Annotated in this window: 18 protein-coding genes and 1 pseudogene; 10 read left to right on the plus strand and 9 right to left on the minus strand. The window is 58.3% G+C overall.

Annotated elements, in window-relative coordinates; genetic code table 11:
- Positions 1–59: 59 nt before the first annotated feature.
- The 3 genes from C8029_RS19060 to C8029_RS19070 are packed head-to-tail and all read left to right on the plus strand — an operon-like array spanning position 60 to position 2,598.
- Positions 60–815 carry an SDR family oxidoreductase gene (locus C8029_RS19060; protein ID WP_009570561.1) on the plus strand — a complete coding sequence of 252 codons (756 nt, stop codon included), beginning with the start codon at positions 60–62 and terminating at the stop codon, positions 813–815.
- On the plus strand, positions 812–1,426 hold the full coding sequence (locus tag C8029_RS19065; RefSeq protein ID WP_009570562.1) for an enoyl-CoA hydratase/isomerase family protein: 615 nt from the start codon (positions 812–814) through the stop codon (positions 1,424–1,426). The genes C8029_RS19060 and C8029_RS19065 overlap by 4 nt, the downstream gene beginning before the upstream one ends.
- The gene (locus tag C8029_RS19070) at positions 1,423–2,598 is read left to right on the plus strand and encodes a TIGR03862 family flavoprotein (protein WP_009570563.1); all 1,176 of its coding nucleotides are present in this window, start codon (positions 1,423–1,425) and stop codon (positions 2,596–2,598) included. The genes C8029_RS19065 and C8029_RS19070 overlap by 4 nt, the downstream gene beginning before the upstream one ends.
- Here the strand turns inward: C8029_RS19070 and C8029_RS19075 are convergent.
- The 6 genes and pseudogenes from C8029_RS19075 to C8029_RS19100 form a co-directional block, all read right to left on the minus strand.
- A complete protein-coding gene (locus tag C8029_RS19075) occupies positions 2,582–3,580 on the minus strand; it encodes an LLM class flavin-dependent oxidoreductase (RefSeq protein ID WP_009570564.1) in 999 nt (332 codons plus the stop codon). The genes C8029_RS19070 and C8029_RS19075 overlap by 17 nt on opposite strands.
- Before the next feature lie 71 nt (positions 3,581–3,651).
- A pseudogene (holA, locus tag C8029_RS19080) lies at positions 3,652–4,676 on the minus strand (DNA polymerase III subunit delta).
- Positions 4,673–5,170 (minus strand): LPS assembly lipoprotein LptE, encoded by a 498-nt coding sequence (gene lptE, locus C8029_RS19085; RefSeq protein ID WP_009570568.1) that lies wholly within the window; start codon positions 5,168–5,170, stop codon positions 4,673–4,675. Before lptE ends, holA begins: the two are co-directional and overlap by 4 nt.
- A complete protein-coding gene (gene leuS, locus C8029_RS19090; RefSeq protein ID WP_009570570.1) occupies positions 5,157–7,718 on the minus strand; it encodes a leucine--tRNA ligase in 2,562 nt (853 codons plus the stop codon). The genes lptE and leuS overlap by 14 nt, the downstream gene beginning before the upstream one ends.
- A 133-nt stretch (positions 7,719–7,851) precedes the next feature.
- A complete protein-coding gene (locus C8029_RS19095; protein ID WP_009570572.1) occupies positions 7,852–8,421 on the minus strand; it encodes a DUF3576 domain-containing protein in 570 nt (189 codons plus the stop codon).
- 141 nt (positions 8,422–8,562) lie between these two features.
- On the minus strand, positions 8,563–9,777 hold the full coding sequence (locus tag C8029_RS19100) for a porin (protein WP_009570573.1): 1,215 nt from the start codon (positions 9,775–9,777) through the stop codon (positions 8,563–8,565).
- A 219-nt stretch (positions 9,778–9,996) separates the two neighbouring features.
- Here C8029_RS19100 and C8029_RS19105 point away from each other — a divergent pair, with 219 nt between their 5' ends.
- The gene (locus C8029_RS19105; protein WP_009570574.1) at positions 9,997–10,653 is read left to right on the plus strand and encodes a YggS family pyridoxal phosphate-dependent enzyme; all 657 of its coding nucleotides are present in this window, start codon (positions 9,997–9,999) and stop codon (positions 10,651–10,653) included.
- Positions 10,654–10,686: 33 nt separating this feature from the next.
- Here the strand turns inward: C8029_RS19105 and C8029_RS19110 are convergent, their stop codons facing one another.
- Both C8029_RS19110 and ribA read right to left on the minus strand, forming a co-directional pair.
- Complete coding sequence (locus tag C8029_RS19110; protein ID WP_009570575.1) at positions 10,687–11,181, minus strand: L,D-transpeptidase family protein; 495 nt, start codon at positions 11,179–11,181, stop codon at positions 10,687–10,689.
- The gene (ribA, locus tag C8029_RS19115; protein ID WP_009570576.1) at positions 11,178–12,266 is read right to left on the minus strand and encodes a GTP cyclohydrolase II; all 1,089 of its coding nucleotides are present in this window, start codon (positions 12,264–12,266) and stop codon (positions 11,178–11,180) included. Before ribA ends, C8029_RS19110 begins: the two co-directional genes overlap by 4 nt.
- 169 nt (positions 12,267–12,435) lie before the next feature.
- Between ribA and C8029_RS19120 the strand changes: the two genes are divergently transcribed.
- From C8029_RS19120 to C8029_RS19140, 5 genes are all read left to right on the plus strand, one after another.
- A complete protein-coding gene (locus tag C8029_RS19120) occupies positions 12,436–13,122 on the plus strand; it encodes a response regulator transcription factor (protein WP_009570577.1) in 687 nt (228 codons plus the stop codon).
- A 175-nt stretch (positions 13,123–13,297) separates the two neighbouring features.
- Positions 13,298–14,086, plus strand: coding sequence for an exodeoxyribonuclease III (locus C8029_RS19125; protein ID WP_152003518.1), 789 nt, complete (start codon positions 13,298–13,300; stop codon positions 14,084–14,086).
- Positions 14,087–14,139: 53 nt separating this feature from the next.
- Complete coding sequence (gene trxA, locus C8029_RS19130) at positions 14,140–15,057, plus strand: thioredoxin (RefSeq protein WP_009570579.1); 918 nt, start codon at positions 14,140–14,142, stop codon at positions 15,055–15,057.
- Between the two features lie 26 nt (positions 15,058–15,083).
- Positions 15,084–15,719 carry an LON peptidase substrate-binding domain-containing protein gene (locus tag C8029_RS19135; protein WP_152003519.1) on the plus strand — a complete coding sequence of 212 codons (636 nt, stop codon included), beginning with the start codon at positions 15,084–15,086 and terminating at the stop codon, positions 15,717–15,719.
- Positions 15,719–15,919 carry a Trm112 family protein gene (locus C8029_RS19140; RefSeq protein WP_009570581.1) on the plus strand — a complete coding sequence of 67 codons (201 nt, stop codon included), beginning with the start codon at positions 15,719–15,721 and terminating at the stop codon, positions 15,917–15,919. The genes C8029_RS19135 and C8029_RS19140 overlap by 1 nt, the downstream gene beginning before the upstream one ends.
- A 9-nt stretch (positions 15,920–15,928) precedes the next feature.
- Here the strand turns inward: C8029_RS19140 and C8029_RS19145 are convergent, their stop codons facing one another.
- Entirely contained in the window at positions 15,929–17,164 is a 1,236-nt protein-coding gene (locus C8029_RS19145; RefSeq protein ID WP_152003520.1) for an FAD-dependent monooxygenase, read from the minus strand.
- 110 nt (positions 17,165–17,274) lie between these two features.
- Between C8029_RS19145 and C8029_RS19150 the strand changes: the two genes are divergently transcribed.
- A complete protein-coding gene (locus C8029_RS19150) occupies positions 17,275–18,603 on the plus strand; it encodes an amidase (protein WP_152003521.1) in 1,329 nt (442 codons plus the stop codon).
- The last annotated feature ends 87 nt before the right edge of the window (positions 18,604–18,690 follow it).

Raw genomic sequence — 18,690 nt, forward strand, 5'->3', positions numbered from 1 at the left:
AGACTGGAACCTTGCGCATCAGCGCCCTAAAGTCGCCCGCGAACATAGGAGAGCAGGTCATGTTGGATTTAACCGGAAAAATCGCGCTTGTGACAGGCGCGAGCCGCGGCATCGGCGAAGCCACCGCGCGGCTTTTTGCCGATGCAGGCGCTAAAGTTGCCCTGCTGGCACGCTCAGAGACCGACATTTGTCGCATCGCGGATGAGATCGGAGAGGCGGCCCTCGCCGTGCCTTGCGATGTCGCGTCTTATAAGGATGTTGACGCTGCGTTGAACAAGGTCGAGGGCACCCTCGGTCCCGTCGACATTCTGATCAACAACGCGGGGGTGATTGACCCGATCGCGCATCTGAGTGAGGCCGATCCAATCGCCTGGGGACAGGTGATCGACATCAATGTCAAAGGCGTGTTTCACATGATGCGCCGCGTTGTCCCGTCGATGGTGGCGCGTGGTGGCGGGACGGTTCTGACCATCTCGTCGGGTGCGGCCCATAATCCGGTCGAGGCCTGGAGCGCCTATTGCACCTCCAAAGCCGGTGCGGCCATGCTCACATCCATGCTCGATCACGAAGAACGCGTTCATGGTATTCGGGCCATGGGCCTGTCGCCCGGCACCGTTGCGACCCAAATGCAGCGGGACATTAAAGCCTCGGGTGTGAACCCGGTCAGTCAACTCGACTGGTCGGTCCATATCCCGGCTGATTGGCCCGCGCGTGCTTTGCTTTGGATGTGTGGACCAGAGGCGGATCTTCACTTGGGACAGGAACTGAGCCTGCGCGATGACGCGTTTCGGCGCATATTAGGATTGATCACATGATAGACCTGAAGCAAGACGGCGCGTTTTGGGTTGTGACCCTAAACCGGCCTGAAAAGGCCAATTCTCTCACTTCTGAGATGTTGTCACGTCTGATTAACATTGCCGATGAGGCACAGGGAGCTGCCAAGGTTTTGGTCCTCACCGGTGCGGGCAAAGTGTTTTCTGCCGGGGCCGATTTGGATGAGGCGCGTGCGGGTCTTGCGACCTCGCCGTTGTGGGAAGAGTTGTCTGGCCGCATCGCCGCGTTGCCCTGTCTCACCATTGCCGCGTTGAACGGCACACTGGCGGGTGGGGCCTTTGGCATGGCTCTGGCCTGTGACATGCGAATTGCGGACCCGGCGGCGAAATTCTTTTACCCGGTGATGAAACTGGGCTTTTTGCCACAACCGTCTGATCCAAAACGCTTGGCCAATTTGATTGGGCCTGCTCGGTCGAAAATGATCCTGATGGCCGGGCAAAAAATCACCTCTGAGGCGGCGCTGTCTTGGGGGCTTGTGGATCGTCTGATCCCCGCCGCCGATCAAGCTGAGGCCATCGTCGCCCTTTCAGAGGCGGCGCTGGCCGCCACATCTGATCATATCGCAGGTATCAAAGGTTTGATCCCGGCGTGACGACGCACACCCAAATCGACGCGCTGGTTGTGGGCGCCGGCCCGGCGGGGCTGATGGCCGCAGAGGTGATCTCTGCGGCGGGATTTTCCGTGTGTGTGGCGGAGGCCAAGCCGTCTCCGGCGCGCAAATTTCTCATGGCAGGGAAATCGGGTCTGAACCTGACCAAAAACGAACCGCTGGCGCCCTTCCTTGCCGCCTATGATCCCATCCCCGACAGGCTGCGCGATGCGTTAACTGCGTTCGGACCTGACCAGGTGATCACATGGGCCGAGGGGCTTGGCCAAGAGATGTTCACCGGCTCCTCGGGTCGGGTGTTCCCGAAGGTGATGAAGGCTTCGCCCCTTTTGCGTGCATGGCTGTCGCGGCTGGATGCTCAGGGCGTCGAGCTGCGTCGAAACTGGCGCATGACCGCCCTCGGTGATGAGGTGTGCTTTGACACGCCGCAAGGCGCGGAACAGGTCAATGCGAAAGCTGTCGTTTTGGCGCTTGGTGGGGCGAGTTGGGCCAGATTAGGGTCGAATGGCGCTTGGACGGATTTCGTGTCTCCCTATGTTGCACTGGCTCCTTTCATGGCCTCCAATGTCGGGATTTTGCGCGGTTGGAGCCTGCATATGACCCGCTATTTTGGCGCACCACTCAAAGGTGTAAGCCTGACCTCTGGGGAGTATTCGACACGCGGCGAATGCGTAATTTCGGCGCAAGGGCTTGAGGGCGGCGGCATTTATGCGATCACGCGCGGGTTGCGCGCAGGCGCGCCTTTGCGGATTGATCTCTTGCCGGACTGGTCGGAAGATCGGGTAAAACAGACCCTAATCCAGCGCAAAACAAAGGAAACCCTCACCACATTCCTCAAACGCGCCTTCCGCCTTCCGCCAGAAAAGGTTGCTTTGATGATGGAATGCGCCGGGCCAAAACCCAGCGATCTTTACGCGGCTCTCAAACATTTTGAGATCACCGACATTCGCCTGCGGTTGATGGACGAGGCGATTTCCACCGCAGGCGGCGTGCGGTTTGACAGTCTCACCGATGACCTCGCGGCCAAGTCCCGCCCGGACTTGTTTTTCGCGGGCGAGATGTTGGATTGGGATGCGCCAACGGGCGGCTATCTTTTGACCGCATGTTTGGCGACGGGCCGCCGCGCGGGGCTTGGTGTGCTCAGAGCTCTTTCATAACCTCGGCGGCGATCTCAAAGGACTTGAGCCGTGCTGTGTGATCGTGAATATTGCCGGCGATGATGATTTCATCCGGTTTATAGCGCGCGATCATCGCCGCCAATTGATCCCGTACCATCGGCTTTGTTCCCGTGGCGGAGACGGCAAAAATTGCCTCAAGCTGTGGCAAAAACTGACGCGGTACGACGCTTGCCACATCTTTGACCGGGCGGGGCAATTTGCCCGGTTTGCCCATGCGCAGATTGGCGAACGTCTGCATCATCGACGAGCGGATAAACAGTGCCTCCTCCGCCGTTTCAGCGGCAAACACATTGGTCGCCAACATGAAATGTGGCTTTTCGAGATGTTCGGAAGGCTGGAACATCCCGCGATAAATCTCAATCGCCTGTTCCAGCGCGGCCGGAGCAAAATGCGAGGCAAAAGCATAGGGTAGGCCCAAAATGGCGGCCAATTCTGCGCCATAGGTCGACGAGCCCAGCATCCAAACCGGCACATGGGTGCCCGTGCCCGGAAAGGCGCGCACCGCCGCCGTCTCCGGCATATCTCCGAGATAGGCGATCACCTCCTGAACATCCTGCGGGAAGGTTTCGCCATTAGCATGTCCAGGCGTCAGGTTGCGCCGAAGTGCCCGTGCGGTGGGCATATCCGTGCCGGGCGCACGCCCCAGGCCCAGATCAATCCGATCGCCATAGAGGGCTTGTAACGTGCCAAAGGCCTCCGCCACTTGCAAGGGCGCGTGGTTCGGCAACATGATCCCACCGGAGCCGATCCGCATGGTTTTGGTGGCGTTTGCGATATGGCCGATCACCACCGCCGTCGCGGCAGAGGCAATCCCCGGCATGTTGTGATGTTCAGCCAACCAATAGCGGTTGTAGCCCCAGCCTTCGGCGTGTTGCGCCAGATCGACACTGTTCTTCAATGCGTCAGAGGTGGGTGTGCCATCGGGCACGGGGGCGAGGTCGAGAAGGGAATAGGGGATCATGTGCGGCTCCTTTGCTCACCATGTGGGGCGTTTCGAGCCGGTTCCAAGCGTCTCAGCCTGACCGATTTCGCTCACCGCCGTTGCGCCAGCATGGCAAGACGGATCAAGGCCCGTTCCATCACCGCCATGGTCGGGGCGCGTGAAGACGAGCGCAGGGTCAGATCGGTATCGGTCAAAATACCCAAGGCAGTCTCAAGTTTATACACACCCCAGCCCTGTGCCTGCCGGGTCATACGCTCGCGGCGTGGGCCAAAAATCGGCGGACGGGCGCGGGCAATGCCGGAGGCCGCACCGCCGGGATCAGACGCCGCCGCATGAAGCGCGCGAAAATGGCGCATGGTGAAAATCGAGAGGGCGACCGGATCAATGCCCTGTCCCTCGATCTTGATCATCAACGGGCCAAGCTCGGGCGTGCGCCCCTCAGCGACGATATTCAAAACATCATCCACCTCCGCCTCAGAGGTCGCGGGGGCGCAATTTTGCACATCCTCGCTGGACACGGGGGACGGGTCACTGAGCTTATAAAGTGACAGTTTCTCAAGCGTTTGACGGAAATCTCCGGGGTCGATGCTGCGCGACAAGGCCTCGATGTCGACCATCGCCTCGCGGGAAATGTCCTGTACACCTGCCTTTTTCAACGTCGCTTCGATCTCTGCGCGCGACGGAGGGTCGGCATAAATCGCAACGCAATAGGCGCTTGGATGGCCTTCAAACAATTTGCGCAGTTTCGACGTGGCTTTCAGGCTCCCGGCTGTGACAATCACCTGTGCATCGCCTTCGCGCCAATCAAACAGCGCCTCTTTCATCGCATCGGCCACTTGGTCGGTTGCGTCTTCGACAAAGGCGACACGGGGGCCGGGGAAAAACCCTTGGGCCTTCATCGCATCCATCAACATGGCTTTGTCTTTACGCATCTCCGCACCCGACATCCGGGTCAGGCGCATTTCCTCTTCGCCTTGTGGGCCGATGAGGGCTTCAATCACTTCTTGCCGACGCAGCGCGATCCGCATCGCATCCGGCCCATAGAGCAAAGCCCGGCCTTTTTCGGGTCGGGCTTGGCAAAATATCCAATCGCATCGCGGGGCGAGAGTTTCATTTCTGCATCTCGACGGTGGTGATGAGTTTGCTGACCATTTGATCCGCCAAGATCACCATCAGCCGCTCATAAGCATCGCGGGGGGCGGTGATCGCATCGACGGTCGAGCCGGTGGCGGAATAGGCGGTGAAGCTGGACACGTCGCTTTTGGTCAAGACGCGTTCGGTTTGAATTTCGGTCAGGGTAAAGCTGACTTTGCCTTCAATGTGATAGCGGGTGATTTCCTGATCGCGGGTCAGGCCAATGGCATGTTCCGTGGTCGAGATGTCATAGCTCAATCGATACAGCGGCGCGGTTGTCGGGCCAAATACGGTGCTAAGACGATTGACCAGAGCATAGCTTTCACGATCCGATGGCGCGTCCACATCGACCTGACCACGCAGCGCAGCCGCAGTGCCGCCGGGCGCATAGGCGGGGGAAAATCCGCATCCGGCCACCGCCCCCAAAGAGGCGATGGCGGAGATCAGGAAAGTGCGGCGATCAAACAACGACATTGACGATGCGGCCCGGGACAACAATGAGTTTTTTCGGAGACCCTCCATTGAGCGCCTTTTTCACAGCATCGTTTTCCAAGACCAGCTTTTCAACCTCTTCTTTCGGCATATCCTTCGGAACGGTGATTTCGTCACGCCGTTTGCCGTTGATTTGAATCGGCAGGGTCACGTTGTCCTCGACCAACATCGCCTCATCGGGGATCGGCCAAGGGGCCTTGGTCACCAAACCTTCGCCGCCCAAAAGCGCCCACATTTCCTCGGCCACATGCGGTGTCATTGGCGACATCAGTTGGGCCAGGGTTTTGAGGGCAAAGCGTTTCGCTTCGCGCCCGGCTTTGGATTTGGCAATGGTGTTGGTGAAACCATAGAGTTTGGCGATGGAGGCGTTAAAGCCAAAGGACTCGATGCCTTGGGTGACCTCCAACATGGCTTTATGTGCGCTCCGGATCAGATCCTCGTTGCCTTGGCCCTGTTCCGGGGTTTCACCCAATTCCGCCGCCAAGCGATAGACCCGCGCGAGGTGTTTGGACGACGCCTCCGCTCCTGATGCGGTCCATTCCACGTCCCGTTCGGGAGGTGAGTCGGACAACACAAACCAACGCGCCGTGTCGGCCCCGTATTGTTTGATGATCTCGACCGGATCGACCACGTTGTTTTTCGATTTCGACATTTTGGCGGAAGGGATCACATTGACCCGCTCGCCTGTCTCTTTGACAAACACGCCGCCGTCGCGCTCTTCGACCTCTTCGGGGTAGTGATAGATCGTACGATCATGCGGGCCTTTGCGTTCGGCATTCTCGTAGATCGCGTGGGTCACCATGCCTTGGGTGAACAGCGCGTTGAACGGTTCGCGCGACTTGTCCGGCAAATGTCCGGTCTCGTTCATCGCGCGGGCGAAAAACCGCGAATACAACAGGTGCAAAATCGCGTGTTCAATCCCGCCGATATACTGATCGACATTCATCCAATACTCCGCATCCTCGGCCACGGTTGGCGTGGTGGCGCGCGGCGCGGTGAAGCGGGCGTAATACCAGGAACTGTCGACAAACGTGTCCATCGTGTCGGTCTCGCGCAACGCATCTGCACCGCATTTCGGACAGGCGCAGTTGCGCCATGTCGGGTGGCGATCCAGCGGATTGCCCGGTTTGTCAAAACTGACATCGTCGGGCAGCTCAATCGGCAGGTTCTCTTTTTTCTCCGGCACAACACCGCAGGCCTCGCAATGCACGACGGGGATCGGACAGCCCCAATAGCGTTGCCGCGACAGGCCCCAATCGCGCAGGCGGTACTTGGTCACGCCATGACCGACGCCATTGGCTTCACAGAACGCGATGGCCGTGTTCACGCCCTCGTCGCCGGTTTGAACCGCGTCCCCTGCAAAGCCGCGCAGATAGCGCACAGTGTCGGATTTCAGCGGCGTGTAGGCCTCCGAGGTGTTCAACTCGTCTTTAACCGGTTCAAACACATAATGGATCGGTAGGTCGTATTTGGTGGCAAATTCAAAGTCGCGTTGATCATGCGCCGGACAGCCAAAAATTGCGCCTGTGCCGTAATCCATCAAGATGAAGTTGGCGATATAGACCGGCAATTCCACCGCGGTATCAAACGGATGGCGCACGGTCAGTCCGGTGTTAAAACCAAGTTTCTCAGCCGTTTCAATCGCCTCTTCGGTGGTGCCGCCTTTGCGGCATTCTTCGCAAAACGCGGCGATCTCTGGATTGGTGTCAGAGAGGTGTTTCGCCAGCGGATGATCGGCGGAGATGCCCACGAAGGACGCGCCCAGCAACGTGTCGGGGCGGGTGGTGTAGACTTCGATGCGATCATGAGTGTCCGGGCCATCCACCAGAGAGAAGGCAAATTGCAGTCCGCGCGATTTGCCGATCCAGTTTTTCTGCATGGTTTTGACCTTGTCCGGCCACTGATCCAGATGGTCAATCGCCTGCAACAGGTCTTCGGAATAATCGGAGATTTTAAAGAACCACTGGGTCAATTCGCGCCGCTCGACCAACGCACCAGACCGCCAACCGCGCCCGTCCTCGACCTGCTCGTTCGCCAAAACCGTCATATCCACCGGGTCCCAGTTGACCACCGCGTTTTTGCGGTAAACCAGACCCTTGGCCAGCATGTCGATGAACATCGCCTGCTGTTGGCCGTAATATTCCGGGTCACAGGTGGCAAACATCCGGGTCCAGTCGATTGACAGGCCCAGCGGTTTCATCTGATCGACCATCGTGTCGATATTGGCGTAGGTCCATGTTTTCGGATGCCCGCCCGACGCCATCGCGGCATTTTCCGCCGGCATGCCAAAAGCGTCAAACCCCATCGGGTGCAACACATTGTGCCCGGTCGAGGATTTGTAACGCGCCACAACATCACCCATCGTGTAATTGCGCACGTGACCGATATGAATGCGCCCCGATGGGTAGGGGAACATCTCAAGCACATAGTATTTCGGCCGGGTCTCATCGCGCGTGGCGAGAAACACCTCGGCCTCATCCCAGGCCTGTTGCCATTTCGGTTCGATCTCACTTGGCGCGTAGCGGCTCATGCGGGTGTCCTTTGGATGGTCAGTCAAACGCCGAGCCATTCAGGCCCGGCGTGGTCGCAAATGTCATAAAACGTTGGTGGCTTGGGGTCCAGAGGCGATCAAATCACATGGACCTGCAACATGGATCTGTTGGTCATTTGCCAGAGCGCAACTGACGCGCGCGGGTCAGAATGGCGTCTTCGACGGCGTGAATGGTTTCTTGGCTGACCGCGCCGCCCTTGGTGTAAAGCGATATGTTCAGCGTGCGCGCGTCAAGCGCCGGATCGGTGACATGGATCACCGCACGGTAAGCGCGTCCGCCACCCGGAGGGGTGCCATAGCCGGTGATGATCACACCGGTGAACGGATCGGCCTCTTGCACGGGCAAAAAGGACAAAACATCCAAAGCGGCGTTCCAGATGTATTTGTTGACCTGAACTTTGTCTTCAACCGACCCACGCCCGCCGCCAAAAATGGTGCGGCGTTTGGATTGTTCGATGACAATGGTCTCGCCGTTGAGGATTTCGACAGCCTGACCTGTGGATTTGGTGTCGATGACCTCACCCTCATCCGAGGTGGTCACTTTCGGCCCGCCCGAAAACGGACCGGACCCAATGGAGCCCGCGCTGCCACCAAAAGAGCCAAAGCTGTCAAACCCGCCACAGCCCGCAAGCGTCAGAGTTGCGGCACAGGCGGTGATCAAAACAAAGGTACGGCGAAACATCAAAGGCTCCTCTTAAGGTATCGCGGCAACCGTATCGCTCGCCGGGAAAAGGAACAAGGCCTTCAATGTGTAAAAGCGATGAGACAAAAGGAAAGGGCCGCCCCGAAGGGCGGCCCTTAAGAATTTCAATTCCGTCAGAAATTAGAACTTGAAGGACAGAGCCAGAGTGGCGCCGGAGTTCAGCTCGTAGCCGCCAACACCAGTGTCGATGTCATCGGTGGATTCTGCAGCAACCGAGTTCGCATCAGCATAAGAGGCGAGGAAAGATGCGCCGCCGCCGAGGTCGTATTCAGCCACGACGTAGGCTGCGAAGTCGTTGTCGTTACCGAAGGCGCCAGTGGAACCATCGTCGTCGCCGTCAATGTAACCAGCGGTCACAACCAGACCGGAACCGAAGTCGTATGCGCCTTCGATGGCGTACTCAGCTTCGCCGAGAACTTCTTCGTAGTAAGCGGCAACGGTGATCGGGCCGTCGGAGTAGTCCACGGACACGCCGTAAGCATCGTCTTCGGTCACGGTCGAGTCGTCAAAGTCGTAGGAGACGTAGTAAGCGCCGAGGGTTACCGGGCCAACCGGATAGGACACGTCGATACCAAAGCCGGTGGCAACGTCAGAGTAATCCATGTAGGTCAGGTTGAAGTCAGCGCCTGCAAAGATCGCGCCGAGGTTCAGCGCAATCATGTCTTCTTCGGTGGCGGTTACAGCAGCTGCGGATGCGATGCCACTAGCGTCAAAAGCAACGTCTTCTGCGTAAAGCAAGCCAGCGTTGAACATGCCGAAGTCGTAGCCCAAAGCGACTTGGCTGTAGTGGAACTCGCCGTTGGTTTTGTCGGTGGCGGGGGTAACAGTGCCATCAAACACGTCTTGATCGACGAGAATGGAAGACGCAGCGATGGACAGGCCAGCATATTCTGCGGTTACCAAGAGGCCACCAGTAGCGTCTGCGCCACCGGAGAAGTAACCTTCGTAATCGTCAGCGGCGTCGGCCGGAGCGAAAAGGTCGTTGTCATACAGAGTCGACACACCTTTGAAGGAGGCATATGCGGTGTCAACGTCGCCGAAGGACAGGGTGAACATGTCATTGGACAGCGACAGAACCCAGTCAGAGGAGTCAACAGTGCCCATGCTGAAAGTGTCGTCATCACCGCTTTCCAGGTCGATGTCGAGTTTAGCAGAAGCGGTCCAGCCGTTGTTCAGCTCTTGAGAGAGGTTCACATAGAGGCCGGCATCGTAGTAGAAGCCGTCTTCAAAATCGTCGTTGTAGCCGATTTCTGCGTCACCAGACCAGGTGACTTCAGCGGAAGCGGCGCCTGCGAGCAGAGCGATCGCTGCGGAGGAGAGAAGAATCTTTTTCATTTTTTGCCCTCGTGGAATTTTTGAGTATCAGGCATGCCGGCTAACCCGACACATGGGCATTGAAATGCGCCGAGATGGGTTTTGGGTCAAGCAAACGCACTCTTGGTTGGTCAGCTCTGCCAAAAATGATGCAACTTCGCCACACACCTGTTGCATGGGGGGTGAGACCCGCCTTATGAAACCCAATGAGAGTGGGTGGTTACGCCGAAGGGGACAGATATGGGATTGGCCGAAATCAAACAGCGGATTGTCGACGAAGCCACGCGCTGTGGCCGCAATCCGCAGGATGTGTGTCTGATTGCTGTGTCGAAAGTCCAGCCGGATGACCGAGTCGTCGCGGTGTTGGAACAGGGGCATCGGGTTTTTGGTGAAAACAAGGTGCAGGAGGCGGCGGGCAAATGGCCGGGTTTTAAGGAACGTTTTGCCGGAGTGGAGTTGCATCTGATCGGTCCGTTGCAAACCAACAAGGCGCGGCAAGCGATGGAGCTTTTTGATGTGATCCAGACGTTGGATCGCCTGAAATTGGCCAAAACCATTGCGCGTCTGGCGGAGGAGACCGGTGCCTGTCCGCGACTTTATATACAGGTGAACACCGGGGCCGAGCCGCAAAAGGCGGGTGTGTTGCCCGAAGAGGCTGATGCGTTTATCAAAGAGTGTCGCGATTTGGGCCTGTCAATTGAGGGGCTGATGTGCATCCCGCCCGCCGATGAAGAACCGTCTTTGAACTTTGCTTTGCTGGCCAAAATCGCCAAGCGCAACGGGATCAAAGGTCTGTCGATGGGCATGTCCGGGGATTTCGAAACCGCGATTGCCCAAGGGGCGACGCATGTGCGGGTTGGCTCCGCGATCTTTGGCGAGCGGGCCTATGAGGTCTGACTGTTGTGTATTTAGGCTGCAATGAAGGCAGGCTTAGCGGACAATCAACCGGGTCGCGGGACTGATCCGCTCTGCGATCCATCGCAGATGATCGGCGCGAAAGGCAACGCAGCCCTCGGTTGGATGGCGCGGTTTGCGCCAACGGTGGATGAAAATCGCCGAGCCTTTGCCGGGGGTTGCCTCTGGCCAATTCCAATTTGTGGTGAGCACCAGATCATACAAACGGTCGCCCCGGCGCATTTTTTCATGGCTGGCTTTGAACGGCGCGCGCACCAAATGATTGTAGCGGGGGTGATCCGTGGCATCGCACCACAGGTCGCCGATGCGGATTTCGGTGCCATTCAGCGCGGGCACCCGGTCCGCTCTATAATAGAGTTCCGCGATCTCATGGGGGCCAATCGGCGTGCCGCCGTCGCCTTCGCGCTTGTTGGCAACAATGCCTCCCTTGCCGATGGAACAGGGGAACCGGCGTCCCATGAACCGCGCACCCCACCGGGTGATGACCAGATCGCGTGGGGTTGGCTTCATAGTAAATGCCCGGATTTTTTCGCCTTGGTGGCCAGATAGGCGGTGTTGAACCGGTTTTCACCCACCATAAGCGGCACGCGTTCGGCCACGGTGATCCCCTGTTCCTCCATGCGCGCGACCTTGGCGGGGTTGTTGGTCAAAAGGCGAACGGTGGAAAATCCCATCTCTTTGAGGATCGCGGCGCCAATACGGAAATCGCGTTCGTCATCCTCGAAGCCAAGCCGGTGGTTGGCCTGTACCGTATCAAATCCTTGGTCCTGCAATGAGTAGGCACGCATTTTGTTGGCGTGACCAATGCCGCGGCCCTCTTGGTTGAGGTAGAGCAACACACCCGCGCCGACCTCGCCCATTTGTGCCAGAGCCGTGTTCAATTGCGGTCCGCAATCGCATTTGAGCGACCCAAACAGGTCGCCGGTGAAACAGGCCGAATGCAGTCTCGCCAAAACGGGTTGGCCGCGATCCGGGCGGCCAATTTCGACGGCAAAATGTTCCTCGCCGCCGTCATCTGGGCGAAACACATGCACACGTCCGGCCTCCGAGGCGACCAGTGGCACGCGGGCATGAACCACGTCATGCAGGGGCGCAAGATCGGCCATGAACGGCATGGCTTGGCCCACCGGGATCACAGTCAGGCCGTTCTGGGCCGCGAGGTCCAAGGCGTTTTCGACCTCGACCAAGATCGCGGCGGGCAAGAGGCGTGCCGATTTGGCCAAAGCAATCGCGGCCCGCGCCGCCGTTGCATCGCCGCCGCGCGCTGATTGAAACGGGCCTTTCATCGGATGGGTCAGATCGTCGGCAGGGTCTGCGACTGCCTCAATCCAAGTCACATCTACGTCTTTCGGTAGGATCAGCCGTGCCAGATCGCCATCGTAAGCGCGCGCATTTAATGTTTCGGCCCGTCGTGCCGTGATCGCCAAATGCGCCGTGCCAAGCGAGGCGAGATCCGCAAGCCGCGCAGCCGAGACCCCTTCGGCGGCCACGGCAAGTGCTGCACCAGAGGTGGTTTGCAAGACCACAGGTACGCCCATCCGCAAATCCGCGCGGGCGCGGGCGACACGTTCGGCAAGGGAGGGGGCTAGGCTCATCGGGGCAATCCAGAGTGATTTCAGACCCTTCATGTAGCGATCTTTGACATAAAGTGAAACATTTCCGGTGAATTTGACACGCTTGCGTGAGCACAGTGTTGCAAATCTTGTCGAAGCGGACAGGCGAGCGCACATCACAGTCAAGACACAAACAAAGGAGGTCACTGTGATGGCCACTCTCAAAAAGATTCTGCTTGTTGATGATGATGACGATCTGCGCGAAGCGCTGAGCGAACAGCTTGTCATGACTGAAGATTTCGATGTGTTCGAAGCCGACAGTGGTGCTTCCGCCATGGAGCGCGCCAAGGAGGGGCATTATGACCTCATCATGTTGGATGTTGGCCTGCCGGACACGGATGGGCGCGAGCTGTGCAAACGCCTGCGCAAATCCGGGGTGAAAGCGCCGATCCTGATGCTCACCGGCCATGACACCGACGCCGACACCATTCTGGGCCTTGATTCCGGCGCCAATGATTATGTGACCAAACCGTTCAAATTTCCGGTGCTTTTGGCTCGTATCCGCGCCCAATTGCGCACCCATGAACAATCTGAGGCGGCTGTGTTCCAGCTTGGGCCATATACGTTCAAACCAGCGCAAAAGATGCTTGTCACCGAAGATGACAAGAAAATCCGTCTGACGGAAAAAGAGACCAACATCCTCAAATTCCTCTATCGGGCCACCGAAGGCGTCGTTGCCCGCGATGTGTTGTTGCATGAGGTTTGGGGCTACAACGCCGGGGTGACCACGCACACGCTGGAAACCCATATTTACCGGCTGCGGCAGAAAATCGAACCCGATCCCTCGAATGCGCGGTTGTTGGTGACCGAATCCGGTGGCTACCGCTTGGCGTCCTAACCCGACGAAGCGAAAGCCCCACATCAAGCCCCTGCGCATCGGGGATCGGATGCGCGTTCCCTCTCCCTCGTTCCTCTGGCCCGGCTGATCTCAGTCGGGCCTTTTTGCACGTCTTTCGGGTGGCGTCCGGCGGTTCTGCGCTTTAGCTTTGGGCAAACCCAACGAGGACCCCGATATGCCGTTCACCCTTGCCACCTGGAACATCAACTCCGTCCGCCTGCGCGAATCCATCGTCTGTAAGCTTCTCGAAGAGGAAGCGCCCGATGTGCTTTGTTTGCAAGAATGCAAATCCCCGGTCGATAAAATCCCGATGGATCAGTTTCGCGCCCTTGGATACACCCACATGGTTGCGCGCGGACAAAAGGGCTATAACGGTGTTGCGATCCTCTCGAAGCTGCCGCTGGTGGATGCGGGGGGCGAAGACTACGCCAGCTTAGGCCACGCTCGCCATGTTGCCGCCACGTTGGAAAACGGTGTGACGATCCACAATTTCTATGTGCCTGCAGGGGGCGATGTGCCGGATCGCGAGGTCAACGAAAAATTCGGGCAAAAGCTCGATTACCTCACCGAGATGCGCGATGCGTTTCACGCCAATCGGCCGGAAAAATCCATTCTCGTTGGCGATTTGAACATCGCGCCGCGTGAGGATGATGTGTGGAACCACAAGAACCTGTTGAAAATCGTGTCGCACACGCCGATCGAGGTCAAACATTTGGCGGAAACACAGGAGTCTGGCAAGTGGGTCGACATCACCCGCCAAGATATTCCCGAAGGCCTTTTGTATAGCTGGTGGTCCTATCGCGCCAAGGATTGGGATGAGGCCGATAAAGGCCGTCGTCTGGATCACGTCTGGGCCACGTCGGATATTGCCAATGCCGGGCATGGGTCGCGTGTGCTGCGCGCCGCGCGGGGATGGGAGAAACCATCGGATCATGCGCCCGTATTCGCCACCTTCGACCTTTAATTTTCAGCACATAAAGCGCATATAGGGTCAAGCAAGCAGATAAGGGAGACCACATGATGGATCTGGGTCTAACAAACACCACCGCGACCACCCCGGATGCGGGCAGCTATGTCAAAGACGTCACAGAGGCCGATTTCATGGCCGAGGTGATCGACGCCTCGCAAGAGGTCCCTGTGATCGTGGATTTTTGGGCACCTTGGTGCGGTCCGTGCAAAACGCTTGGTCCGGCTTTGGAGGCGGCTGTGAACGCCGCCGGTGGCAAGGTCAAAATGGCCAAGGTCAACGTCGATGAAAACCAAATGATCGCGGGTCAGATGCGTGTGCAATCCATTCCCACCGTCTATGCCTTTTTCAAAGGTCAGCCGGTTGATGGCTTTCAAGGCGCGTTGCCTCCGTCGCAAATCGCTGAGTTTGTAAAGAAAACCGCCGATCTTGCGGGAGATGGCGGGCTGGCCGATGCCGTGGCTGCCGCTGACGAGATGTTTGATCTCGGCGAGATTGACGATGCGGCGCAAACCTACGCGGCCATCCTTGAAGAAGACCCAAACCTCGCCGCCGCCTTCGCCGGTCTCGCCAAATGTCATATCGCCAAAGGCGAGATTGATGAGGCCGAGGCGGTGCTTAACGGGATGCCCGCAGAGCTTGCCCACACGGCCGTGATTGAGGGCGTTCATGCCCAGATCGCACTGGCGCGTGAGGCCGAAAATGCCGGTCCTGTCGCCGAATTGACCGCAAAAGTCGAAGCCGATCCCACGGATATGCAGGCGCGTTTGGACCTTGCTGTTGCTTTGCACGCCAATGGCCAAATTGAAGAATCTGTCGATACGTTGTTGGCCGCGTTCAAATTGGATCGCGACTGGAACGAGGGCGCGGTCAAAGAACAATTGTTCAAGATTTTCGACAGTCTCAAACCAAACGATCCCATTGTTTTGGCCGGGCGTCGTAAATTGTCCTCGATCATATTTGCCTGATCGGTTTGGTGCTCTAGGTTAGAGCCATGATAACAGCCGCCGATCTTCCCAAAACCATTGCGATTTTCCCGCTGACCGGGGCGCTTTTGCTGCCCCGGTCTCGGCTGCCGCTACATATCTTTGAGCCGCGGTATTTGCAGATGATCGAAGATTGCATGAAAACTCCGACCCGTTTGATCGGCATGGTCCAGCCCCGCAGCGGGGCAGGGGAGGGCAAGCTCAATTCCATCGGTTGCGCTGGCCGGCTCACCGGGTTTTCCGAAACCGAAGATGGTCGCTACATGATCACCCTGTCCGGTATCTCGCGCTTTCGTTTGGGCCCAGAGAGCACCGGGTTTTCGCCCTACCGGAAGTTCGATGTCCATTGGGCGGATTTTGCCGCCGATCTTGGCCCTGCCGAACATGATCCCTGTCTGGATCGTCGGCATTTTATTTCCCTGCTGCGTCGGTATTTTGACGAAGAGGATTTGCGCACCGATTGGGAAAATCTGGGCCGCGCCGAAGATGAGTTGTTGATCAATTCCCTGTCCATGCTCTGTCCCTTTGGCTGTGAGGACAAACAGGCGCTTTTAGAGGCACCGTCTCTTTCCACCCGGCGTGAAACTCTGATAACCTTGATTGAATTCGCTCTCAGAGGCGGCAACAACGAGGATATGATGTAATGGACGCCCCATCCGAACCGCAAACGCCGCTGTTTGATCGCCGCATGTTGGAGGCGCTTGTCTGTCCACAGACCCATGCGACGCTGATCTATGATGCGGAGGCGCAGGAATTGATTTCCAAAACTGCAGGTCTTGCCTATCCGATCCGCAACGGCATCCCGATCATGCTGGTCTCGGAAGCGCGCAAAATCGACGCCTGAGCGGAGTGTTTAAAGCGCGCGCCCCTGCAACAATTTCGGCAAATCACCATTCACCCCGGCGGCCTCGCGGATCGCGGCACGGCGCAGGCCGGTGATCGAATTGACCACACCCATCCCCATATCGCGCGCGATGCGTAGGATTGGATTGTCGTTTGAGAACAGCTTGTTAAAGCTATCCGTCATCAAAGCCATGGTGGCAACGTCAAAGTGACGCCATTGGCTGTAGCGGGCCAAAACATCTTCGCGGCCAATGTCTTCGCCGCGCCGATGCGCGTCCACAATCACTTCGGTCAAGGCACCAACGTCTTTCAGACCCGCGTTCAAACCCTGGCCTGAAATCGGATGCATCCCATGCGCCGCATCGCCGACCAAGGCCACGCGCGGGGCGTAAAATTTGTTCGCCAAGGTGATGTTGAGCGGATAGGCGAAGCGATGGCCAACCAAAGAAATATCACCGAGGAAATCGCCAAATCGCGGTCGTAAAACAGCCATGTAATCGGCGTCTGAGAGGGTCTGAATGTCCCCGGCCATCTTATCCTTTTCGGTCCAGACAATCGAACTTTGATTGCCCGGCAAAGGCAGGATCGCCAAAGGCCCGGACGGCAAGAAGAACTGATGCGCACAGCCGTGATGCGGTAGCTCATGGGCAATCGCACAGACCAGCGCCGTTTGGCCATAGCCCCATCCGGTGCGGCCAATCCCGGCCCGCTCCGCCGTACCGGATTTGCGCCCATCACAGCCAACAATCAGCCGCCCAGACAGCTCCGTCCCATCGCTCAGCGTTACCTTTGCGCCATGGGCATCGACCTCTTGCGCCATGACCGTGCCTTCAATCTGGGTGATCTTGGCCTGACCGTTCAAGGCGGTCAAAAACGCCTGTCGGAGATACCGATCCTCGACCATGTAGCCCATCGGGCTTTCGTCAATTTCGCCGTCGCGAAATTCCAACATAAACGGCGCGGGACCTTCGCCCGGCTTGCCGTCCGTGACCTTCACGTCCAAAATCTCTTGCGCATGAGCGGCCACTTTGGGCCAAATCCCGATGGCCTTCAAAAGCCTTTGAGAGGACAAGGACAGAGCATAGCCGCGTCCGTCAAAGGCATCATTGGCGCGGGCCGCCTGCGGCAATGAGTCGATCAAAGTCACGTCCAACCCCGCATTCGCACAGGCCAGCGCCAAGGCCGGGCCATTGAGGCCGCCGCCGACGATGATCACATCGCTTGAAGGGGTGGAATTCTGGGTCATGACGATCTCCCGGGGGCCATTGCGGACTGGGCTAAATATGATGCACAAGACCGGATTGTCCATGCGCTCATCCGTCGCTAGGTTGGCCGAGAGTGCGAAAGGAAAACCAAATGGCCGATTTCAAAGACATGAGCATGTGTGATCTTGGGCGTGGCATTGGCGCGGGCGACATTGATCCGCGTGATCTGGCGGCTGATTTTTTGGATCGTGCGGCCTCCCACCCGCTCAGCTCCCGGATCTATGCCCGCATGATGGTGGATCGCGCGCTGGCCGAGGCTGAGGCCGCCGCCCTGCGCGCTCAAAACGGTGTGCGGCGTGGTCTTTTGGACGGTGTGCCGGTGTCGTGGAAAGACCTTTTCGACACCGCTGGCGTGGCAACCGAAGCGGGCACCGCGCTGTTGAAAGATCGCATTCCCAGCCGTGACGCCGAAATGGTCCGCCGGGGCGCGCAGGCCGGGCTCGTCGCCTTGGGCAAAACCCATATGTCTGAATTGGCGTTCTCCGGTCTTGGCCTCAATCCAATCACCGCCACCCCGCCTTGCGTCAACGATATGGAGGCGGTTTCGGGCGGGTCGTCCTCTGGGGCTGCCGCCTCGGTGGCCTTTGGTCTCGCTCCTGGTGCGATTGGATCGGATACCGGCGGGTCTGTGCGTATTCCGTCTGCGTGGAACGATCTTGTGGGTCTGAAAACCACCGCCGGACGGCTGTCTTTGGAGGGTGTGGTGCCCCTTGCCGCCGCGTTTGACACAGTCGGGCCGCTGGTCAAAACCGTCGAAGACGCCGCTGCGCTGTTCGCTATTCTGGACGGCACATCTGCCCCCGATCTCAAAGGTGCGACGCTCAAAGGCAAACGGCTTTTGATCCTCGACTCCGTGGTGTTTGACGACATCCGCGATGCGCCCCTTGCCGGGTTTGACGCCGCCGTGGCGAAATTCAAAGACGCCGGAGCCGAGATTCATCGCGCCCGCGTCTCCGCTGTTGAGGCGGCCATGGACCTGTCCGGCATTCTGTTCACCGTCGAAGCCTATGCGGAATGGCGCGAGTATATCGAAGCCAATCCCGGCGCGATGTTCCCGCGTATCTTGGAGAGATTTCGAGCGGGCCAGACCTTCAGTGGCGTGGATTTCGTGGCTGGTTGGAAAAGGCTTGCCCATCTGCGTGCGGAGTACCTCAAAGCCACGGCGGGCTATGATGCCGTGATCCTACCCACCGCGCCGATCCTGCCGCCCCATGCGGATCGGTTGATGACGGATGCGGAGTACTATGTGACTGAAAACCTTTTGGCTTTGCGCAACACGCGGGTCGGCAACCTGATGGGATTGGCAGCGCTGACTCTGCCCACGGGGGTGCCGTCTTGTGGGGTCATTCTACAAACACCGCCTAATACCGAGGCGCAGTTGTTGCGGCTTGGGGCCGCCGCGGAGGCGGCGCTGGCCTAAAAGCCACAACTGCGACACGGCCCCCTCGGTGTCTGACGTCTTTTGCTGGACCCGGAGGCCCACGCCCGCTATCCTGATCGCAATTAC

Origin of the sequence: Roseobacter sp. TSBP12, assembly GCF_009129705.1 — a bacterium.
Classification (GTDB): Bacteria; Pseudomonadota; Alphaproteobacteria; order Rhodobacterales; family Rhodobacteraceae; genus Celeribacter; species Celeribacter baekdonensis_A.